15 protein-coding genes and 1 pseudogene are annotated in these 19,661 nt (G+C 52.6%); 5 read left to right on the top strand and 11 right to left on the bottom strand.

The window, feature by feature from the left end; genetic code table 11:
- Positions 1 to 235: pseudogene (locus tag ACKI3C_RS04265) on the top strand (hypothetical protein); the annotation flags it as partial.
- Positions 236 to 923: 688 nt separating this feature from the next.
- Here the strand turns inward: ACKI3C_RS04265 and secA are convergent.
- From secA to dut, 6 genes are all read right to left on the bottom strand, one after another.
- Positions 924 to 4,286: a preprotein translocase subunit SecA gene (gene secA, locus ACKI3C_RS04270; protein ID WP_407402389.1), complete on the bottom strand. Its 3,363-nt coding sequence runs from the start codon at positions 4,284 to 4,286 to the stop codon at positions 924 to 926.
- A 108-nt stretch (positions 4,287 to 4,394) separates the two neighbouring features.
- A complete protein-coding gene (locus ACKI3C_RS04275; protein ID WP_407402391.1) occupies positions 4,395 to 5,540 on the bottom strand; it encodes a DUF4105 domain-containing protein in 1,146 nt (381 codons plus the stop codon).
- Between the two features lie 35 nt (positions 5,541 to 5,575).
- Positions 5,576 to 6,568 carry a DUF362 domain-containing protein gene (locus ACKI3C_RS04280; protein WP_407402393.1) on the bottom strand — a complete coding sequence of 331 codons (993 nt, stop codon included), beginning with the start codon at positions 6,566 to 6,568 and terminating at the stop codon, positions 5,576 to 5,578.
- A gap of 126 nt (positions 6,569 to 6,694) precedes the next feature.
- Positions 6,695 to 7,552 carry a DUF4292 domain-containing protein gene (locus tag ACKI3C_RS04285; protein WP_407402395.1) on the bottom strand — a complete coding sequence of 286 codons (858 nt, stop codon included), beginning with the start codon at positions 7,550 to 7,552 and terminating at the stop codon, positions 6,695 to 6,697.
- The gene (locus ACKI3C_RS04290; protein ID WP_407402397.1) at positions 7,549 to 9,294 is read right to left on the bottom strand and encodes a tetratricopeptide repeat protein; all 1,746 of its coding nucleotides are present in this window, start codon (positions 9,292 to 9,294) and stop codon (positions 7,549 to 7,551) included. Before ACKI3C_RS04290 ends, ACKI3C_RS04285 begins: the two co-directional genes overlap by 4 nt.
- Positions 9,295 to 9,307: 13 nt before the next feature.
- Positions 9,308 to 9,742, bottom strand: coding sequence for a dUTP diphosphatase (gene dut, locus ACKI3C_RS04295; RefSeq protein ID WP_407402399.1), 435 nt, complete (start codon positions 9,740 to 9,742; stop codon positions 9,308 to 9,310).
- A 960-nt stretch (positions 9,743 to 10,702) separates the two neighbouring features.
- Here dut and ACKI3C_RS04300 point away from each other — a divergent pair.
- The 4 genes from ACKI3C_RS04300 (at position 10,703) to frr (ending at position 14,200) form a co-directional block, all read left to right on the top strand.
- The gene (locus ACKI3C_RS04300; protein ID WP_407402401.1) at positions 10,703 to 11,377 is read left to right on the top strand and encodes a S24 family peptidase; all 675 of its coding nucleotides are present in this window, start codon (positions 10,703 to 10,705) and stop codon (positions 11,375 to 11,377) included.
- Positions 11,374 to 12,609, top strand: coding sequence for a M16 family metallopeptidase (locus tag ACKI3C_RS04305; protein ID WP_407402403.1), 1,236 nt, complete (start codon positions 11,374 to 11,376; stop codon positions 12,607 to 12,609). Before ACKI3C_RS04300 ends, ACKI3C_RS04305 begins: the two co-directional genes overlap by 4 nt.
- Before the next feature lie 138 nt (positions 12,610 to 12,747).
- A complete protein-coding gene (locus ACKI3C_RS04310) occupies positions 12,748 to 13,389 on the top strand; it encodes a hypothetical protein (RefSeq protein WP_407402405.1) in 642 nt (213 codons plus the stop codon).
- A gap of 250 nt (positions 13,390 to 13,639) precedes the next feature.
- Positions 13,640 to 14,200 (top strand): ribosome recycling factor, encoded by a 561-nt coding sequence (gene frr / locus ACKI3C_RS04315; protein WP_407402407.1) that lies wholly within the window; start codon positions 13,640 to 13,642, stop codon positions 14,198 to 14,200.
- A 391-nt stretch (positions 14,201 to 14,591) separates the two neighbouring features.
- Here the strand turns inward: frr and ACKI3C_RS04320 are convergent, their stop codons facing one another.
- The 5 genes from ACKI3C_RS04320 to ACKI3C_RS04340 all read right to left on the bottom strand — a co-directional run.
- Positions 14,592 to 15,305: a lipocalin-like domain-containing protein gene (locus ACKI3C_RS04320; protein ID WP_407402409.1), complete on the bottom strand. Its 714-nt coding sequence runs from the start codon at positions 15,303 to 15,305 to the stop codon at positions 14,592 to 14,594.
- Positions 15,306 to 15,428: 123 nt separating this feature from the next.
- Positions 15,429 to 16,331 carry a helix-turn-helix transcriptional regulator gene (locus ACKI3C_RS04325; RefSeq protein WP_407402411.1) on the bottom strand — a complete coding sequence of 301 codons (903 nt, stop codon included), beginning with the start codon at positions 16,329 to 16,331 and terminating at the stop codon, positions 15,429 to 15,431.
- An 8-nt stretch (positions 16,332 to 16,339) separates the two neighbouring features.
- Positions 16,340 to 17,824 carry a sodium:solute symporter gene (locus tag ACKI3C_RS04330; RefSeq protein WP_407402413.1) on the bottom strand — a complete coding sequence of 495 codons (1,485 nt, stop codon included), beginning with the start codon at positions 17,822 to 17,824 and terminating at the stop codon, positions 16,340 to 16,342.
- Between the two features lie 119 nt (positions 17,825 to 17,943).
- On the bottom strand, positions 17,944 to 19,164 hold the full coding sequence (locus ACKI3C_RS04335) for an exo-beta-N-acetylmuramidase NamZ domain-containing protein (protein ID WP_407402415.1): 1,221 nt from the start codon (positions 19,162 to 19,164) through the stop codon (positions 17,944 to 17,946).
- A gap of 25 nt (positions 19,165 to 19,189) precedes the next feature.
- Positions 19,190 to 19,661 (bottom strand): PD-(D/E)XK nuclease domain-containing protein (locus ACKI3C_RS04340; RefSeq protein ID WP_407402417.1); only part of this gene is annotated, 472 nt, incomplete at its 5' end.

Here is a 19,661-nt window from a genome sequence, read left to right on the forward strand (position 1 = left end):
GCCTACATGTAGTATATATAACTATTCTGCATTAAGTCATGTGCTTGACAAGGATGGCAACGTGATTTTCAAATCAGAAGATTATCGCCCAGAACCTCCTTTTGCTGCTATAAAAGACTTGAAGGCTGAGAGCGAGAAAGCAGACAACCGCTACTATAACCTGCAGGGCCAGCCTGTGAGCAACCCCACGCAGGGCATATACATCCACAACGGCAAGAAAATCATTGTGAAGTGATGCGGTAATAGCATATTACGAAATCCCGAGAGAGACATGTCCTGCCGACGTGTCTCTTTCTTCATTTTCTTATACTGAAAGAAATTATTCAAAATTAAAAGAAATTTTCTATCTCCCACAGAGGCGCAGAGGTCACAGAGAGCTAGATTGAAACTTGCCTCTCGGGGAACTCGGGGAACTCGGGGAACTCGGGGAACTCGGGGAACTCGGGGAAGTTTTTTTTGACTGAAAGAAATTATTCGAAATTAGAAGAAAATTTTTATCTCTCACGAAGTATTGGATTAGGGTTTTATGCCTAAAATGAGGGGGGAAAAGGACAAAAAAACAACATCACCAGGAATATTGTTGCTAGCATTTTTGTGTAACATGAAGATGTTGACAAAGAATAATTTTTTGTTAATTTTTAGTTGATTTCAAGCGAAGCGCCTTTTCTCTTAGGTCGTATTTAGGTGGTGGCGCTGCGCTTGAAATACACTGAAAATAAGCATAAAAATCATAATAAAAATATTTTCTTTTTTTACCGGACAACAATAATTTTCAATGAAAAAAATCAGTGAGTTCAGTGAGATCTGCGCGGGGAGTCCGCAAAAAAGTTATTGCTATATAGTTGACAAAGATAACAAAAGCGATGCAATCCCCAAGACGAGGATTGCATCGCTATTTAGGTGTTATGCTCTTGTGTAGAGGATTAGAGTCCTCGTCCGTGGCATTGCTTGTATTTCTTGCCGCTGCCGCAGGGACAGGGATCGTTGCGTCCCACGCGGGGAGCTGCAATGATGGGCTGGGTGCGCTGCGGGCGGTTTTGTGATGCGCCTTGCGCAGCACGGCGTTGTGCCTCGGCATTGGCAGCGATAGCGTCCTCTTGGTCCTGTCCGCGGTTTTCAGAGTACTGCTGCTTGGGTTGCTCCGGCATTTCGCGCTGTTGCACTGTGGGTTGGTTTTCCTCGACCTGAACGGGAATCTGACCACGCATGAGGATGCCTGATGTCTTGCCGTTCATGTCGCCCACCATGCCCTTGAACATATTGAATGCCTCGGTCTTGTAGATCACGAGGGGATCCTTCTGCTCGTAGCTAGCGTTTTGTACTGATTGCTTCAACTGGTCCATCTCGCGCAGATGTTCTTTCCAGTTCTCGTCGATAGTGAGGAGCATTACAGCCTTTTGCCATGCTTTTTCAAGCGACTTGCAGTTGGTCTCGTATGCTTCCTTGATGCTGATGGCGATGCCATAGGTGCGACGTCCATCGGTGATAGGAACGCGGATGATGCCCTGAGGCTCTACGCCGCTCTCAATCTGCTGTGCAACGATGTTCTGAATCACGGGGTTAGCCACCTCGCTCAGTTTAGTCATCTTGCTATTGAATGACTTGAGAACCTTGTCGAAGAGTTGGTCAATCTTCTTGTTGTTGTCCATGTGGCGGTATTCGTCCTTGCCGAATGGAGGCTCGACAGCGAATCTCATCATCACGGCATTGCTGAAGTCATCATACTGGTCGCCTGCAAACTGCATCACGAGGTCTTCTACACCGTCGTGCAGGGTGTTGATCACATCGATGCCGATGCGCTCTCCCATGACTGCGTGGTGGCGGCGAGTGTAGATAACCTTGCGCTGCTCGTTCATCACGTCGTCATATTCAAGGAGGTGCTTACGCACACCGAAGTGGTTCTCCTCGACGCGCTTCTGTGCTTTCTCGATGCTGTTGGTTACCATCTTAGACTCGATGGCTTCACCATCCTTGAGACCGAGTTTGTCAAGCACCTTAACGATGTTCTCGCTAGCGAAGAGACGCATTACCTTGTCCTCAAACGACACGTAGAACACTGAAGAACCGGGGTCGCCCTGACGTCCTGCACGACCACGCAGCTGGCGGTCGACGCGGCGGCTCTCGTGGCGCTCGGTGCCTATGATGGCAAGGCCACCGGCTTCCTTAACCTCGGGGGTGAGCTTGATGTCGGTACCACGACCTGCCATGTTGGTAGCGATGGTAACGACACCCTTGCCGTCGATTGAGCGTCCAGCTTGTGCCACGATGTCGGCCTCCTTCTGGTGCAGCTTAGCGTTGAGCACCTGGTGGGGGATGTGGCGCAGGTTGAGCATGCGGCTCAGTTTCTCAGAGATTTCGACTGAAGTTGTACCCACGAGCACGGGGCGTCCCATGTCGCGCATCTTCTCAATCTCGATGATCACTGCGTTGAACTTTTCTTTCTCGGTTTTGTACACGCGGTCGGGCATGTCGTTGCGCAGCACGGGGCGGTTGGTGGGGATGGTCACTACATCGAGTTTGTAGATGTCCCAGAACTCACCAGCCTCGGTCTCGGCAGTCCCGGTCATACCTGCGAGTTTGTGGTACATGCGGAAGTAGTTCTGCAGTGTGATGGTTGCAAAGGTCTGTGTTGCAGCCTGCACGTTCACGCCTTCCTTGGCTTCGATAGCTTGGTGCAGACCATCGCTGTAGCGGCGGCCTTCCATGATGCGGCCGGTCTGCTCATCGACGATCTTCACTTCGCCCTCGGGGGTCACGATGTACTCCTCGTTGTTGTTAAACAGGGCGTAGGCCTTGAGCAGCTGTGTGACGGTGTGCACGCGTTCGCTCTTGATAGAGTAGTTCTGGAGCAGGGCGTCCTTCTTTGCCACTTTCTCTTCGTCGCTTATCTGCTCGTTGGTCACTGCCGAGAGCTGTGAAGCGATGTCGGGGAGCACGAAGAATGTTGGGTCGTCGGTACCCTGTGTGAGCACGTCGATACCGTTATCGGTAATCTCGATGGTGTTGTTCTGCTCCTCGATGACGAAGTACAGCGGATCGGTGACGATGTGCATCTCGCGGTTGTTGTCCTGCATGTAGTGAGCCTCGGTCTTGAGCATCAATGCCTTCACGCCTTCCTCGCTGAGGAACTTGATGAGAGGCTTGTACTTGGGCAGACCCTTGTGAGCGCGGAAGAGCAGCAGTGTGCCTTCCTTCACGGTGTTCTCGTCGTCGCTTGCCATCATGCGCTTGGCATCGGCCAGAAGCGAGGTGACGAGTTTGCGTTGAGCGTTGTAGAGGCGCTCAACATTGGGTTTGAAAGTATCGAACATCTGGTCCTCGCCGCGGGGGATGGGGCCAGAGATGATGAGCGGTGTGCGGGCGTCGTCGATAAGCACTGAATCGACCTCATCGACGATAGCGTAGTTGTGTGCGCGCTGCACCATGTCCTCGGGGCGCATGGCCATGTTGTCGCGCAGGTAGTCGAAACCGAACTCGTTGTTAGTGCCGAATGTGATGTCGCACTGGTAAGCGGCGCGTCGTTCGGGCGAGTTGGGTTGAGTCTTGTCGATGCAAGCCACGGTGAGGCCATGGAACATGTATAGCGGTCCCATCCACTCCGAGTCACGCTTTGCGAGGTAGTCGTTGACGGTGACCACGTGCACGCCGTTGCCGGTGAGTGCGTTGAGGAACACGGGAAGGGTAGCCACGAGGGTCTTACCTTCACCGGTAGCCATCTCTGAAATCTTGCCTTGGTGGAGCACAGTGCCGCCTATGAGCTGCACGTCGTAGTGAACCATGTTCCACACGGTGTCGTTGCCGCCGGCAATCCAGTGGTTCTTGTAGTAAGCCTTGTCGCCCTCGATGGTGACGAAGTCTTTGCCCTGTGCGCACAAGTCGCGATCCATGTCGGTGGCAGTGACTTCAATAACTTCGTTCTGTGAGAAGCGCTTGGCTGTTTCTTTCACGATAGAGAACACCTGGGGCAGCACCTTGTTGAGTTCGTCCTCGAGGATTTCGAGCACTTCTTTCTCAATCTTGTCGATGCGCTCCCACAGGGGTTCGCGTTCTTCGTATTCAAGAGTTTCGATTTTAGCCTTGATGCTTGCAACCTCGTCGCGTTTGTCCTTTACGGCGTCTTGCAGTTGCTGGCGAATGTCGGCGGTGCGCTGGCGCAGTCCGTCGTTAGAGAGTTGCTCTATCTCGGGGTATGCAGCCTTGATCTGCTCGATGATAGGTTTGATCTTGCGCATGTCGCGTGTCGATTTGTCGCCAAAGACGTTTTTGATAAGGTCAAATAGTCCCATAATATGTATTGTTTTTTGTTTTTTTGTTCAATTTGCAAATATCCACAAAGATACGCATTTTTATTGAGAAAAACGTTGTGTTGCAGTGGTTTTTTGCAATGTAAGTGATTATTTTGCCCGCATGTGTGCTATGGCCCTGAGCACGGGAACGATCATGAGCGGGAAAGCCGCTACGTTGGCCACCTGTGGAATCACAGGCCAAGCGATGATGGTGAGTGCTACAACCAGGCCGTTAGCCATGTAGTAGTAACGGAGTGCCTTGCGGGTGCGGCGGCTCCACATGAGTGCCAGCGGGATAAAGTAGAACATGTTGACCCACAATGCGTTGTAGTTGGGGAATGTTGCTTCTCGGTCGCAGACAAACATGAGGAAGAACAATATGGAACCAGCCATTGAATAGACTGTGCAGACGCCGAAGTCGAGCCACCGGCTCACGGTGTGACGCTTGAGGTCGGCAATGGTAACGGCAGTCACCAGCGCCAGGAAGATAAGGGCGATGGTGAGAGGGTGCGTTACCCAGTTGATTGAATCGACCACGTCGTTGGCTTCAATCTCGGTGTGGGTGGCTGTGACTAGCGGAACGCGCTTGCCGTCGCGCATCACGGTGGCATCTGCCATGACTTTCATCATGGCCATGGGCATGAACATCTGCTGGCGAATGGTAATCACCGTGTCCACGTCGGCCCCCAATAGAAGGTCGATGCCGAAGTTCTCCCATGGGAAATTGCGGGTGCAGTCTGCCAACATGTCACGATATGTGACAGTGTCGGTCATGGCAGGGTATTGCAGCGAGTCGGTGAAGTTCTCCAGGATGTCGCGTGTGCGGGTTGCACAGTTGTCGCCTAGGTATTTATAACGGTATTTACTGTTGAGCGGATGGATGTTGTTGAGCAAGTGGTTGCGCACCTTGATGGCTTGCTCCTGGGTGAGATTGAGGTCTTGCTCCACCATGCGTCGGCCGTCGAGGCCGATGTGGGCAAATTGCTTGGGCATGGCCACGCACATATAGTCGGCGTTGCCCAGCACAAACTTGAGCAAGAAATTGGGCTCGTCAAAGTCAAAGACTCCGTAGTTGAAATACAGGTCGTTACCTTCCCAGGTGACGCGCACCTCGCTGTGTCCGAACACCGAGAATACTTCATCGCCAGGGCTTAAAGTGACGAGTTTGACCGAGACGGAATCGTTTTGCGCCTGCACGGCTTGCACCGTGAGCGCAAAAGACATTAACAGGAGTATGTAATCAAATCGTCTCATTTACCCTTAAATATAGCAAATAGTGTGCCACGCGTTTACTTGGTGGCGGGAGTTGGCATGCGCAGGTCGAGGTTGACAAGGTAATATTCCTTAGAACCGAGCCCTATCTGCTGCGCGTAGTCGGTGATATACGTGCCGTGCTGGCGGTTGATGCGGTTGACAAGGGGCTTGTTGTCGTCGCCCTTGGTGCCTTTGTGCTGGAACACCATGTCGAGGCAGGCCTGATCAACGGCCACGGGGTCGAGGCTAGCCATGATGCCCATGTCCTTGATTTCGGGAGCCTCGGGTGTGCCGTCGCAGTCACAGTCCACGCTCATGTTGTTCATCACGTTGATGTAGAGCACCTTGCCGTGCATGTAGTTGTGCACAGCCTGTGCTGCCGCTGCCATTGACTCGAGGAAGAGGTCCTGGGTGGGACCTGCGGCGAGGTATTCGCGTGACCATGCTTTGCTCAGGTCGCTGGTCTTGCCTGCGGTGTGGATATAGGCTTTGCCCTCGCTCGATGCCACGCCGATAGATGCGTTCTTGAGCACTCCGCCGAAACCGCCCATGGCGTGTCCCTTGAAGTGGGCTAGGTTGATCATGAAGTCATAGTTGGCAAGGTGGTCGCCCACGATGTCATATTTGAGGTGCTTCTTGTCCTGTGTGGGAATGCGCATCTGTCCATACTGGTCCATGATATCTACTGCAGCGATGCTGTCAAATCCATGCTCGTGGATTGTCTCCCAGTGCTTGTTGATGTCCTGGCGAGTGCCGCCATAGGCGGTGTTACATTCCACGATTGTGCCACCCACCTCGTCGATGAGGTCGCGTATGAGCGTGGGCTTGAGGTAATGGTTGTTGCCGCCCTCGCCGGTGCTTATTTTCACAGCCACACGGCCAGTTGCCTCAACGCCCAGCGCATGGTAGATGCGCACGAGTCCCTCGGGAGAGATGTCGCGGGTGAAATATACGACTGGTGTTTTGTCTTGACCCACAGCGATTAATGTCGCCATTGCCATTGCTATTGAAAAGAATATTTTTTTCATTGTGATGTTGTTATGTACTTTCTATATGCAAAGTTAATCTTTTTTTATATATGTGGCAACTAAATGCGATGTAAATTGTAGAAACGACAAGATGATGGCATGCTCGTGATTGTATAGAGCTTACTATTATTTCTCATCATCACCGCCACCCAGCAGGCTGTCAAGTTTATCGGCTGTCATGCGTTTGTAGCCTGATGGGATTGTGGTGTCGGCAGTCACATTCTGGTTCCAGCTGATGTTGTTGTAAGAGAGTTTCAGCTTGAGAGCATTGCCTTTCATTGTGCCTTCGATGCTGAGAGTGTGAGCCACGTTTCCTGCTACGGTCTTGCGCACATCACTGTAGTCAACTTGATAGGTTGTTTCTTTAGCCCCTTCGGGAGTTACTGTGAGGGCTTTGATGATGTTTTTGTCGTCAAACTTGAAGTCATAGGCAAACCCCTTGACAGTCTTGACGGGAGTAAGAGTCACCACGTTGTTGTTGACCGATGCTACTGCGTTGTTAACCCCCGATTGGTTAAAGGTTCCCCCTTCGAGGGTAAAAGCCCGCCCGAGGAATATGTCTTGTAGCGTGCTCACGTTGGCTGGCAGGCCGTTGATGAAGACATCAACATTCTCGGCAATATACTGGCGGTGCACTTTGTCGATGATATACACCGAGTCGCCAGTGAACACCATGCGTCCCACTTCGATGCCAAGGATGGGGCGCAGTGAGATGCTGATGAACTTGTCGCGCTGCATGCGCACGTTGACGCTGCTTGAGATAGATTTCTTGCCACCCAGCGACAGTGTGCCGTTGCATTGCATCGACTGCCATGCCCCGAAGGTTGAGGCGATCATCTGGGCGCGCTTGCTGTCGCTGCCTGGGGCTGCCGGTGTTGTGGTGATGGTTGTAGAGTCGGGGTTCACGGCTTTTTTAGCCGAGCCGCATGCTGCGAGCGCTGCCGCTTGCAGGGCGATGGCTATGATGAGGATGTACTTTTTCATTCGAAGAATATTGTTTTGTGTTTGACTTTCTTTTGAATCAATTCGTTGTCGGGGTCTTTTTCAAGTGCTATTTTCCATTGTTCCAGCGCCTGGTCGGGTTCGCCGTTCATGAACAGGATGTCTCCGTAGTGGTCATAGACGTCGGCACTGTGCGTGTCGTCGTTGTCGATGGCGCTCCTGATATACATTAGCGCCAGTTGGTAGTCTTTTTTCTTGAAATACACCCAAGCGTAGGTGTCGAGATAGGTGGCGCTGTTGGGGTAGCTTTTCACTGCTAGTCCAGCCATGCGTTCGGCCTTGTCGAGGTCTTGTCCCTTGAGCGACAGGAAGTAGGCGTAGTTGTTCATGACTCCCACGTTAAGCGGGTTGAGTTGCAGGGCTTCTTCGTAGAGGGCAAATGCATTCTCGGTGTCGCCCATTTCCTGGTACACGTCGCCCAGTCCGCCCTTGAGGTCGCTGATGGTTTCAACATCGGTGCTGTCGGCTAGCTGCAGTGCCAGGTTGTAGGTCTCTATGGCCTTGTCGAGTTGCTTCATCTGCATGTAGGCTGGTGCGATGTAGCGGTACAGTTCCAGGCTGTCGGGGTTATATTCAAGTGCTTTCTCGGCGCTTTTGAGAGCGTTGGGAATGTCGTCGGCCATCATTTGCACGATCATGAGTTGCCGCCATCCGTTGGCGTCGGTGGGGTTGATGTCGAGGGCATATTGCAGTTGCTCGGCGGCGGTCTGGTAGTCCTTCTTGTAAATGAGGTACTCGCAATACATCTCGTGCACCACTGCCTCGTGTGGGTGCTGCTTGATGAGCACGTTGAACAGCGTGTCGGCGCGGCCTGTTGAGTCTTCGTTCTGTATCATCTGCTTTACCGATGTCACCAGCAGTTGCATCTTGTCTTCGATGCCCAGGTTCTCGTTGATGAGCGCTTGATGTATCTGCTGCTCATATTGCGTTGAATCGCCGTTGAGCATGAAGAAGTTAGCCTTGGCTAGATAGGTGTAGCCGTTGTCGGGTTCGGCCTGCTGTGCAATGTCGAGATAGGTGAGGGCGCTGTCGCGCATGCCCAGTTGCTGCATCACGCTGCCCATGGTGATGTTGTAGTCCACGTTTCGGGGTGCGGTGGCAAGCAGTTCGTGCATCTCGCGCAGTGCATTGGCAGTGTCGTTCATTGTGAGGTAGTTGCCCACTTTCTTTGTGGTGATCTGCAGGCTCTTGCCGTTGAGTTTGGCAATAGAGTCGTAGGTCTCGTTGGAAGCGGCAAAGTCGCCCACGCGTGCATAGGCATCGGCCATACGCACCTGCAGCTCGGGTTTGTAGGGGTTGAGGTCGCATATTGTCTTGATGGCCTTTAAGGCTTCTCCGGGATTGCCTAGCATCATGTTGGCGTCGCTGTAGAAAAGGGTCTCGTAGTAGTCGCCGGGGCAAGCCTCATAGTGTTGCTTCATCAGGTCAAGAGCTACCTGCACATTGCTGCGTACGGCATTGTCCATAGTGAGCATGTTGTATCCCAGGTGCCATGAGTAGGTAGTGTTGGTTGTGTCGAGCTCGTGTGCTCGACGCAGCAGGTCGAAGTAGGCGTCGGTGTTGCCCTTTGACTTTTCGTTCTGTGCCTCAAGGAAATAGTAGTGTGCCTTGAGTTTGTCGCTATTGCTCACTTGTGGAGCGGTGTTGTCGCGCGACATCATTGCTGGCGCTGCGGTGATGATGACAGCAAGCAATGGAAGCAGTCGGTATATTATTTTTCTCATTTTCGGTCCTGTGTTATTTAGTGCCAGTGTGTCCAAATCCCCCATCGCCTCGTTCGGTCTCGTCGAGAGTGCTCACGGGAATCCATTCCACGGTCTCGTGCTTGGCAACAACAATCTGGCAGATACGTTCGCCGTTCTCGATAGTCTGTGGTTCATTGCCCAGGTTGGCAAGAATCACGCACACCTCTCCGCGGTAGTCGGCATCGATTGTGCCGGGGCTGTTGAGCACGGTGAGCCCTCGTTTCAGTGCCAGTCCGCTGCGGGGGCGCACTTGGCACTCATATCCCGGTGGCAGCTGCATGTAGATGCCGGTGTGAATGAGCGCGCGCTCGAGCGGTTGCAGCGTGAGCGCAGTGTCGAGCCATGCACGCAGATCCATGCCTGCACTTTGCGGAGTGCCATACTGTGGCAAAGCATGAGGCCCTTTGTTCACTATCTTAACTTCCATAGTTGTCATTGTGTTTCAGTTCAAACTACAAAGATACAACAATTTGACGAAAAACGAAAAACGAAGGACGAAAAAACGATAACGATAACGATGACGATGACGATGACGATGACGATGACGATGAGGCGAAGGACCCCGACTTCGCAACCATGGCACAGGACACAAAGTTTTTTTCCTCTCGGGGAACTCGGGGAGGAAATAATAAAGCAGATTGCAGATTGTTGTACTAATACCAATTATTGTTGTCCGGAAAAAAAGAAAATATTTTTATTATGATTTTTATGCTTCGCTTGTTACTATTCAGCAATGGAACTCCCCGCGCGGATCTCACTGATAACACAGATTTAATAATAACTGAAAGAAATTAAAATAATTAGAATAATTCCTTATTCAGTTAAATCAGAGCAATCTGTTGTAACTATACTGCAATAGATTTTTATCCGCGCGGGGATCACACATGATTTTGTAATGAGAGGCTGAAAGCCGACACGCAGAACACAGTTCTGCACATAACCCTGTCCTAACTGAGCGCAAGCGAAGGCAGGGCAGGGTAAACGCGATACACTGTACCCCGGTTGAAGACCGCAACCTTGCACGTTTCGAAGTAGCGGTCTTCAACCGCGATTTTATTACACTTCACACCCCCCCACCGGCAGTCCGCAGGTCTGCGACCAGCGGTTAACCAAAGTTACGACCTCTCTGAGGTCTAAAAAATCCACTATATATATTTTCAATGAAAAAATCAGTGAGTTCAGTGAGATCCGCGCGGGGAGTTCCATTGCTGAATAGTTACGGGGATAGGCTATATAGGCGACATCGTGTTTTTTTATTTTCTCAACTTGAAATTTGTTTATTACCATAAAAAATGGTAATTTTGCAACATCAAACACACATGAGGGGGAGATGAGCGACGGCGTGCTGGCGTCTCATGACACACCCACCACATATTTATATATAGTTATGGCTGACAACGACATCATCAACCGCATCAAGTACCTGATGCAGGAACTCAACTACCGGCAAGTGGACTTTGCCCGGAAAATCGACATTGACACTTCCAACCTATCAAAATACCTCAACGGCAGGCTGCCGGTGAGCGACTCGCTCGTGAACAAGCTGGTTGTGAACCTGGGCGTGTCGAAGCAGTGGCTCGAAGACGGCACCGACTTGCCGTTTGCCAAGCCTGCCGGGGTGATACAGGTGAACGCGCCGTCGCCCGCAATGCCGCAACAGGGCACACCGGTCTATGACATCGACGTGACCGCAGGCTCGACGCCACGTGCGCGCATGTTTGCCGACGACCAGATTGTGGGCTGGGTCAACCTGCCCGACCTCACCCAGCAGGGATGCCGCATCGTGAAGGTGAGCGGCGACTCGATGAGCCCCGTGATACAGAACGGCGACTACATAGCCATCAGGGAACTCACCAACACGCAATATATCTTCTGGGGTCAGATATATGTGGTGATACTCGACGACTACCGCATGCTCAAGTATGTGCGCCGCCACAACAACCCAGCCATGGTGACTCTGCGCAGCGCCAACCCCGACTATGACGACATGGAAATAGCACGCGCCGACATACGCGACCTCATGCTCGTGCAACACATCATTCATCTAGACTCTCGAATATGATAACCACTGACTATACTATCCACACCGCCACGCTGTCCAGCGGGCTCAAAATGGTGCACATCAACCGCATGTCGCCCGTGGCATGGTGCGGGCTTGCCGTGAACGCCGGCAGCCGCGACGACCTGCCGGGCAAGCACGGGTTGGCCCACTTTGTGGAGCACACCATCTTCAAGGGCACCACCCACCGCCGCTCATGGCACATCCTCAACCGCATGGAGAGCGTGGGCGGCGAGCTCAACGCCTACACCACCAAGGAGGGCACGATGCTCTACTCGCTCTTTCCCGAGCAGCACATGGCGCGCGCCGTGGAACTGCTGGGCGACCTGGTGAAGAACAGCGTGTTTCCCGAGGCCGAGCTCGAGCGTGAGCTCGACGTAGTGCTGGAAGAGGTGGCAGGCTACCGCGACCAGCCCGCCGAGGCTGCCTACGACGACTTCGAGGACCTGATGTTTGCCGGCAGCGCGCTGGGGCACAACATCCTGGGGTGCGAGGAGCACCTGCGCACCATCACCCGCGAGGACTGCCTGCACTACCTCAAGAACCTCTACGTGCCGGGCAACATGGTATTTTTCTCGGTGGGGCCGATGAAACCCGAGCGAGTGTTCCGCCTTGTGGAGCGTCATCTGGGCGAACTACACCACAAGGCATCGTGGGCACTCGATCGCACCGCCCCCCTACCCCTTGCCCCGCAGCGGCGCGAGGAGAAGACGGGCAGTCACCAGGCACACACCATCGTGGGCGCACAACTGCCAGGCATGGGGCATCCGTTGCGATATGCCATGGCTCTGCTCAACAACATGCTGGGCGGACCAGGCATGAACTCAATGCTCAACGTGAACCTGCGTGAGCGACGAGGATATGTCTATACCGTGGAGTCGAGCGTGACGCAGTTTACCGACTGCGGACTGCTAGAAATATACCTGGGGTGCGACTACGACGACGTGAAGACGAGTCTCAAGGTGATAGACCGCATCACCGCAGGCCTTGCCGAGCACGCCCTCACCCCTCACCAGCTCGACGCATGGAAGAAGCAATACTGCGGCCAACTCACCGTGGCTGCCGACAGCACCGAATATCTGGCGATGAACGCCGGCAAGAACCTGTTGAGGCATGGCACAGTGAGCACCATTGACCAGACGGTGGAGCGCATCATGGCTGTCACAGCCGACGAACTGCGACAAGCGGCCGAGATGATAACTATGGACCGATGCTCAGTGCTCACGTTCAAGTAGAGATGAGAGATGAGAGATTAGAGATGAGAGATGAGAGATGAGAGATGAGAGATGAGAGATTAGAGATTAGAGATTAGAGATTAGAGATGAGAGATGAGAGAGATTTAAAGTTTGTAATAATCAAATAAACAACTAACAATGAAAAAATTGACATTTATCATGGCTGCGATGCTGGCACTCGTGCTCAGCGCATGCGGCGGCGAGAACAACGAGCCCGCATTCCCCGACCAGGAGCTCAAGGTGGGCGACATCTTCAACATCAGCAACGGCGAGACCGGCTGGTATAGCGACAACGACAAGATCGCGTCGGTCAACGGCACTGTGGTCACCGCCAACAAAGTGGGCGAGGTGAAGATACGCAACAACAAGCACTTCTTCCGCGTGAACGTGACACCCCGCTACACCTATATCACCGACCCCTATCTGGCATGGGGAGGCTCAAAGGCAATGGTGAAATACAGCGTCAAAGCTCCGTTTGCAAGCGAGACCGACAACTCTATTGAGTTTGGTCCCCTGGGCAACGAGACGTCTACGACCTACTACTTCGGGACTAATGGCTTAGCACGCGTGCTTGTGAACATCTCATCAGGCAAAGTCTCAGAGGCCGAGATACTCAAGTTCCTCAACGAGCGCTACACGCAGATAGGTACCGGCAGCGGGCAAGGTGAGCAATTAATTGGCTACAAGTCACCCGACGACAAAACATCCATCACATTCACCAAGTACATATCTCCGTCGCCCCTTGCAGGCACAATGACCATCAGTTACCTCAAGTTTTGACGTAGCGAATTGACGATGCGCTCGCTTCGCTCGCTACGATGACGATGACGATGACGATGACGATGACGATGACGATGACGATGACAAAGTTATCGTAGCGAACGCAGTGAGCGTATCGTAGGCCGTTTACGGCCGTATCGTAGTGAACGCAGTGAGCGTATCGTTAAAAAAAATCCCGTTTTATTTGTAAATAATGCGGAAATGTAGTATTTTCGTGATTTGAAACATAACATTAACTAAAAATACTATTATGAACGACGTAAAATTCTATCTTGACGCAGCCGAGGAGAAGATGCAAGAGGCAGTTATGTATCTTGACGACTCCCTGGCCCACATCCGTGCAGGTAAGGCTAATGTGAAAATCCTTGACAGCATACGCGTGGATTACTATGGCAGCAAGGCTCCCATCAGCAACGTGGCAAACATCAGCACTCCCGACCAGCGCACCATCGCTATCACCCCCTGGGAGAAGAACATGTTCCGCGTGATTGAGAAAGCAATCATCGACTCCAACATAGGCATCATGCCCGAGAACAATGGCGAGGTGATTCGCCTCAACATCCCGCCCCTCACCGAGGATCGCCGCAAGCAGCTCGTGAAGGACAGCAAGGCCGAGAGCGAGAGAGCCCGCGTGAGTGTGCGCAACGCACGCCGCGAGTGCATCGACGGCTTGAAGAAAGCCATCAAGGACGGCATGAGCGAGGACGTTTCGAAGGACGGCGAAGGCGAGGTTCAGAAGCTCCATGACAAGTTCATGAAGAAAATCGACGAACTCTTCGCAGCCAAGGAGAAAGAAATCCTCACCGTGTAAAGATTTCGACTAACCACACCGCATGAGTGTGTGTCATAATGCGCTTTGTTAGGGTAACAACTCTTTTGCCCTTGCAAGGCGCATTGTTATTACTATCTGTTACCCAAGGCATTGCTAGCAGCAACATTGCTCCTTTAGGTAAGGGATTAGTTTCGCATGCAAGTGCGACCCCTTTGAGGTCGGTTGCTATAGGTATCTTTGTTCCGACGGCCTGCGGCCATCGGTTACGATGCAATGTGACGACTTTGTCGTCATGTGTGGAGGAAAGTCTGCTGGCCTGTTTTTTACCAGGCACTACTAAAAAAAAGACACCGCCCTCTTCTATCAGAGAACAATGCCCCATTCTTAGTGACAAATATGTTTTTATAGAATTGTGTGTATATTTTAGTGTTTATTTTGTCTTTGTAGTATCAAAGCCCACTCTCACGCCGTCGAATTGCGAGCCCAGGTCGCCCACTGTCTTGATGGCCGTGTTGCCCGAGAGTGATGACATCATCTGCAGCAAAGCCAGCAGTTTCTTCGACTCGAAGGTGAACGCCATGCCCGTTGTGGTGCGGGTCACGTAGGCGGTGACCTGCGCTAAAGGGGTGCTTATCTTGATGGCGCCTGCTGCCGAGTCGAGCACATAGGTGCCGTTGAGCGGAAGTCCATCTACCTTGCCCTGGAACTGTCCGTTCTGGGCGAAGGTGAGATAAGTGTTGCTCTCCTTGATGCCGGCGCTCTTATAAACCGGTGCCAGCTTTTCCTTGATTTGGCCTGCAGCCACTGCGCCGCCCGCCTGTGCAAGGAGTTTCTCGCTGGTGAACGCACAGCCGGGTGCCGAGTAGGTCCAAGTGCCCACGAGTTGGGCTTGGGTTACTTGTGTCTTGCCTATCACGAGGTCGAGAAGGCTGTTGACCGTCTGCTGGCTGCCCAGAGTGCCCAGAACACCGCCGAGCAGGTCGCCCAACCCCTTAGACGGGGTGCCATTGGTGCCGGTTGTGTTACTTGTTGTCGTGCCAGTCGCACCCGTTGTCGTACCCGAGCCGTGGAATCCCATGCCAGGCCCGCAACTGCCAGCCGCGAGGGCAAGCGAAATGATTGATGCAATGCAAATCTTTTTCATATTTTCTTGATGCAAAATTAGTTATAAATTTCGTTTTTTGGACCCAAAATAAGGAATAATAGACCAATGCCCATTATTCCCCTATAAAAGCAACGTTTCACTCTTTTTATTTGAATCCACGTTTTAGTTGTACAGGTCGAGGGCCTTGCGCAGTTCTTCTTTGATTTGAGTTTTGAGCTCGGCCGGCGCGAGCACCTCGATGTTAGCCCCCATTGAGAGCAGCTGCTGCCGGAGGTCGTAGGTGATGCGCATGCGATAAGTAAACACGGAGTATCCCCCCACCTGCACCATCTCCTGCTGCGACTCGTGGAGCGGCAATGCACGCAGATACTTGGCCTGGACGGGTTCCACGCGCAGCTTTATCTCCTTGGGTTCGTTGCTGTTGGTCGTGATGCCGAAGCAATCTTTGAAAAAATCCTTGGGATTGAAGCCTTCGGGCATTTCAAATGGCTTGTCGGCCAGGATGGTGAGGTCGCTCATGCGGTCGAGGGCATAGGTCTTGATTTTGTTATCGCGGGTGTTGAAGCCAATCACATACCACAGTTGCTTGAAAATCTTCACAAAGTAAGGCATCACCACGTTCCCCTTGGTCTCTCCGGCACGCACGTAGGACCTGTAAGAGAACTTGATGCACAGGTTGTGCCTGACGGCGTCGATGACCACCGGCAGGTGATGCCGCGCGCTGGGCACGTCCTCGAGCATGATGCGCGAAGCCACGTCTTGCGAGTTCTGCAACGTTCCGCTCAACGCCATAGAGTCGAGCATCCACTCGAGGTGTGCATCGCGCGAGTCGTCGCCGTAGTTCTCGATGTAGTACTCATAATTGCTCTTGTTGCAGTTGATGTTGATGTTGAACATGTCCTCGATGCCGTTGCGGTAGGTCATGAACGTGCGCCGCGGCAGCGGGCGTCCCTCGTCCACCTCGTGGCGCACCCACAGGTCGTTGAGTTGCGACAGCGTGAGGCTGTGGTAACGCCTGAGGGTGTCAACTATCCACAAGTATTTGTTGATGATATTGCGTGCCATTTTTTCACTTATTTGCTTTTGCGCAGAACCACGAGTCCGAGCATGGTGAGCGCAGCGTTGAGAAGCAGGAGTTCGAAGCCGATGGTGTAGTCGCAATAGGTCTTCATTGCCCACTGGATGGCCCAACTGAGAATGGGAGCGGCAACGCACACAATGGGAACAAACTTGTCGCGCACATTACCCTTGACAAACATGCCATAGACAAAGAGACCCAGAATGGGGCCATAGGTGAAACTTGCCAGAGCATAAACCGCGCTGATGGCATCGTCGCTACTGAGCATGTAGAAGACATAAATCACGAGACCCATGATGGCAGCCATCGTCACATGCACCATCTTGCGAGTCTTGGCGAGTTTCTCGTCCTTCGCGTCTCTATTGAGGATATCGACAGTGAACGAAGTGGTGAGGGCGGTGAGAGCCGAGCCAGCAGCCGAGTAGGCGGCAGCAACGAGGCCCACAGTGAAGAGGATGCCCACAATCACGTTCAAACCTCCGTCAAATGCCACGAGCGCAAAGATAGAGTCGGTCTTGAATCCCTCGGCAAGTTTGCCGCTGGCATCAATGATGGGAACTCCGTTGTGCATGAGCCCCTTGCTCTGGACATAGAGGGTAAGGATTGTACCCAGCACGAGGAAAAGCGCCACTACGAAAATCTGGGTAATACCACTCACGATGAGGCCCTTCTTGGACTCCTTGATGTTCTTGCTGGCAAGGGTGCGCTGCATGAGATCCTGGTCGAGGCCAGTGGTGGCGATCACCATGAATACGCCAGCCAGGAACTGTTTCCAGAAGTAAGTGCCCTCGGTGGGATTGTCAAAGAAGAAGATGCGAGAAGTGTCGCTGTCGGCAATAGCCGAGCACATGCCGGCGAAGTCAAGGTCGAGTGCCCTTGCCACAAAAAAGATGCTGAGCACAACGCTGAGCACGAGGCAGGTGCTCTTGAGCGTGTCGGTCCATATGACAGTCTTCACGCCGCCCTGCAAGGTGTAGAGGAAAATGAGCGCGATGGTAGCGATGACATTGACAATGAAGGGAATGTGCAACGGACCAAACACGAGGTGCTGCAAAACGACGCACACCACATAGAAACGCACCGCAGCACCCAGAATCTTGCTGATGAAGAAGAACCATGCACCGGTCTTGTGAGTGTGTCCACCAAAGCGATCTTTGAGGTAACCGTAGATAGATACCAGGTTGCTCTTGAAGAACAGTGGCACAAGCACGTAGGATATCACGAAGTAACCCACTGCGAAGCCAAATACCATCTGCATGTAACTGTAACTCTTGGCAACAACCATGCCGGGAACCGATGCAAATGTCACGCCCGAGATGGGAGCGCCTATCATGGCAATGGCGACGATAAACCAGGGTGCCTGACGTCCGCCAGTGAGGGCATCGCTCTTGTCGCTGCCTCGCGAGGCAAGCCAAGAGATGAGGAATAGCAAGATGAAGTAGCCGATGATTGTGGCTAGTACAATAATGGGAGTATTCATAAGTTATTGCTGTTATTTCTTTTCGTTATTGACGTTATTATCGTTATTGACGTTATTATCGTTATTATCGTTATTATCGTTAGTAACGTTATTTTTGTTATTCGTAGCGAAGCGTTTCGTTAGTCCTTATAGATGAGATAAGGCTTGCGCTGGGCTTTGAACTTCTCGACGTCGGCGGCCCAGGTGGCTTTGATCTGGTCGGCGGTCTTGCCGTCCATGATCATCTGCTTGATGTCCTCGCGGCCCATGAGTTTATCGAAGAACTTGTTGAAGAACTCCTTGCCCAGGTGGCTCGACTTGTAGGCGTCGATGACGTAGGTGAGATCTACCCCACCCTTGATTGCATCTTCCTCGCTCATGAGGTGCAGGTCGGTGCCATAGCACTTGTTGCCCAGTTGCGGAGGATTCTTGGCACCGAAGCGGCTGGTGGGGGTGAACTCAAACTTGTGGTCGGTCATCGCGGGGTGTCCATAGACCTGGAAAGGCCAGTCGGTGCCGCGACCCAGGCTCACGGGCGTGCCCTCGAAGTAGCAAATCGACGGATAGAGGTAGATTGAGAGCATGTTGGGCAGATTGGGTGACGGAGCGATGGGGAGGCGGTAGCGAGTGCTGCGGGTGTAGTTGTCGCAAGGCACCACGGTGAGAGGCAGCGACTTGCCGTCTTTGAGCCATCCCTCGCCCATTGCCATCTTGGCAAGTTCGCCCATTGTCATGCCATACACGGTGGGGATGGGCAGGCGGCCCACGCCGCTCTTGAGCTTCATGTCGAGGATGGGTCCATCCACATACATGATGTTGGGGTTGGGACGATCGAGAATCATGACTTCCTTGTCATAGATAATGGCAGCGTCCATCATGTTGATCATTGTCACATAGTAGGTATAGTAGCGCAGTCCCACGTCCTGCAAGTCGATGACGCACACGTCGAAGAGGTCCATGCTCTCCTTGCTGGGCATGGGCAGTCCGCCGTCATAGAGCGAAGCGATGGGCACACCGGTTTTCTCGTCCACGCTGCTCGACACATGTTCGCCAGCATCGGCCTTGCCGCGGAAACCGTGTTCGGGCGAGAAGATAGTCACCACGTTGATTTTGTTCTCCAGGAGCACGTCGAGCACATGCTTGTCGCCCACCATGCCGGTCTGGTTGCTGAGCAGAGCCACACGCTTGCCTTTGAGTTGGGGCAGATACAGGTCGGTACGCTCGGCACCCACAGCCACTTGCTGCTTGCCCGAGCACTCATGGCCGCAGCACGAAGACGCACCGCCGCATGACTGTGCAGTTGCAACACACGCGCCAGCCAGCAAGGCCACAGCAAGGAATAAAGTTCTGAAGATTTTCATATTCATTGTAAGTTTTATGTTATGGTTATTTTTCGATTATGCAGTCCTCCACATTGCGTGTTTCGCGTGAGATGTTCAAGCCGATGCGGAAGACGTGTTGTCCAGAGAGGGCGAACGGCAAGGTATAGTCCTTGCTTTTGATTTGGTCGATAGCGTCCTGTGCCGAGCCGTCAAATTTGAATTCGATGACGTAGCAGAATTTTGGAGTTTGCAGCACCATGTCGATGCGACCATAACTAGTGCGATATTCAGCCTGGACATACATGCCTAATAGTTTGTGCAGCAGCCACACCTGGTTTTGGTAGTGATTTTCTAAATCTTTGATAAGCTCGTAAGGGGTATCGGCAAACAGGGCTCTCATGCGCAGCACAAACTGGTCAACGTTACCTTGCCTCAAGTCATTTATATAGTTCCGATAGTCAAATGTTGAGTTCGGTTCGTTCTTTTGGATGTAGTATGGTATAAGGAATTTGACGAAACCGTCTTGCACCTCCTTG

This window comes from Sodaliphilus sp., from assembly GCF_045598405.1.
GTDB lineage: Bacteria > Bacteroidota > Bacteroidia > Bacteroidales > Muribaculaceae > Sodaliphilus > Sodaliphilus limicaballi.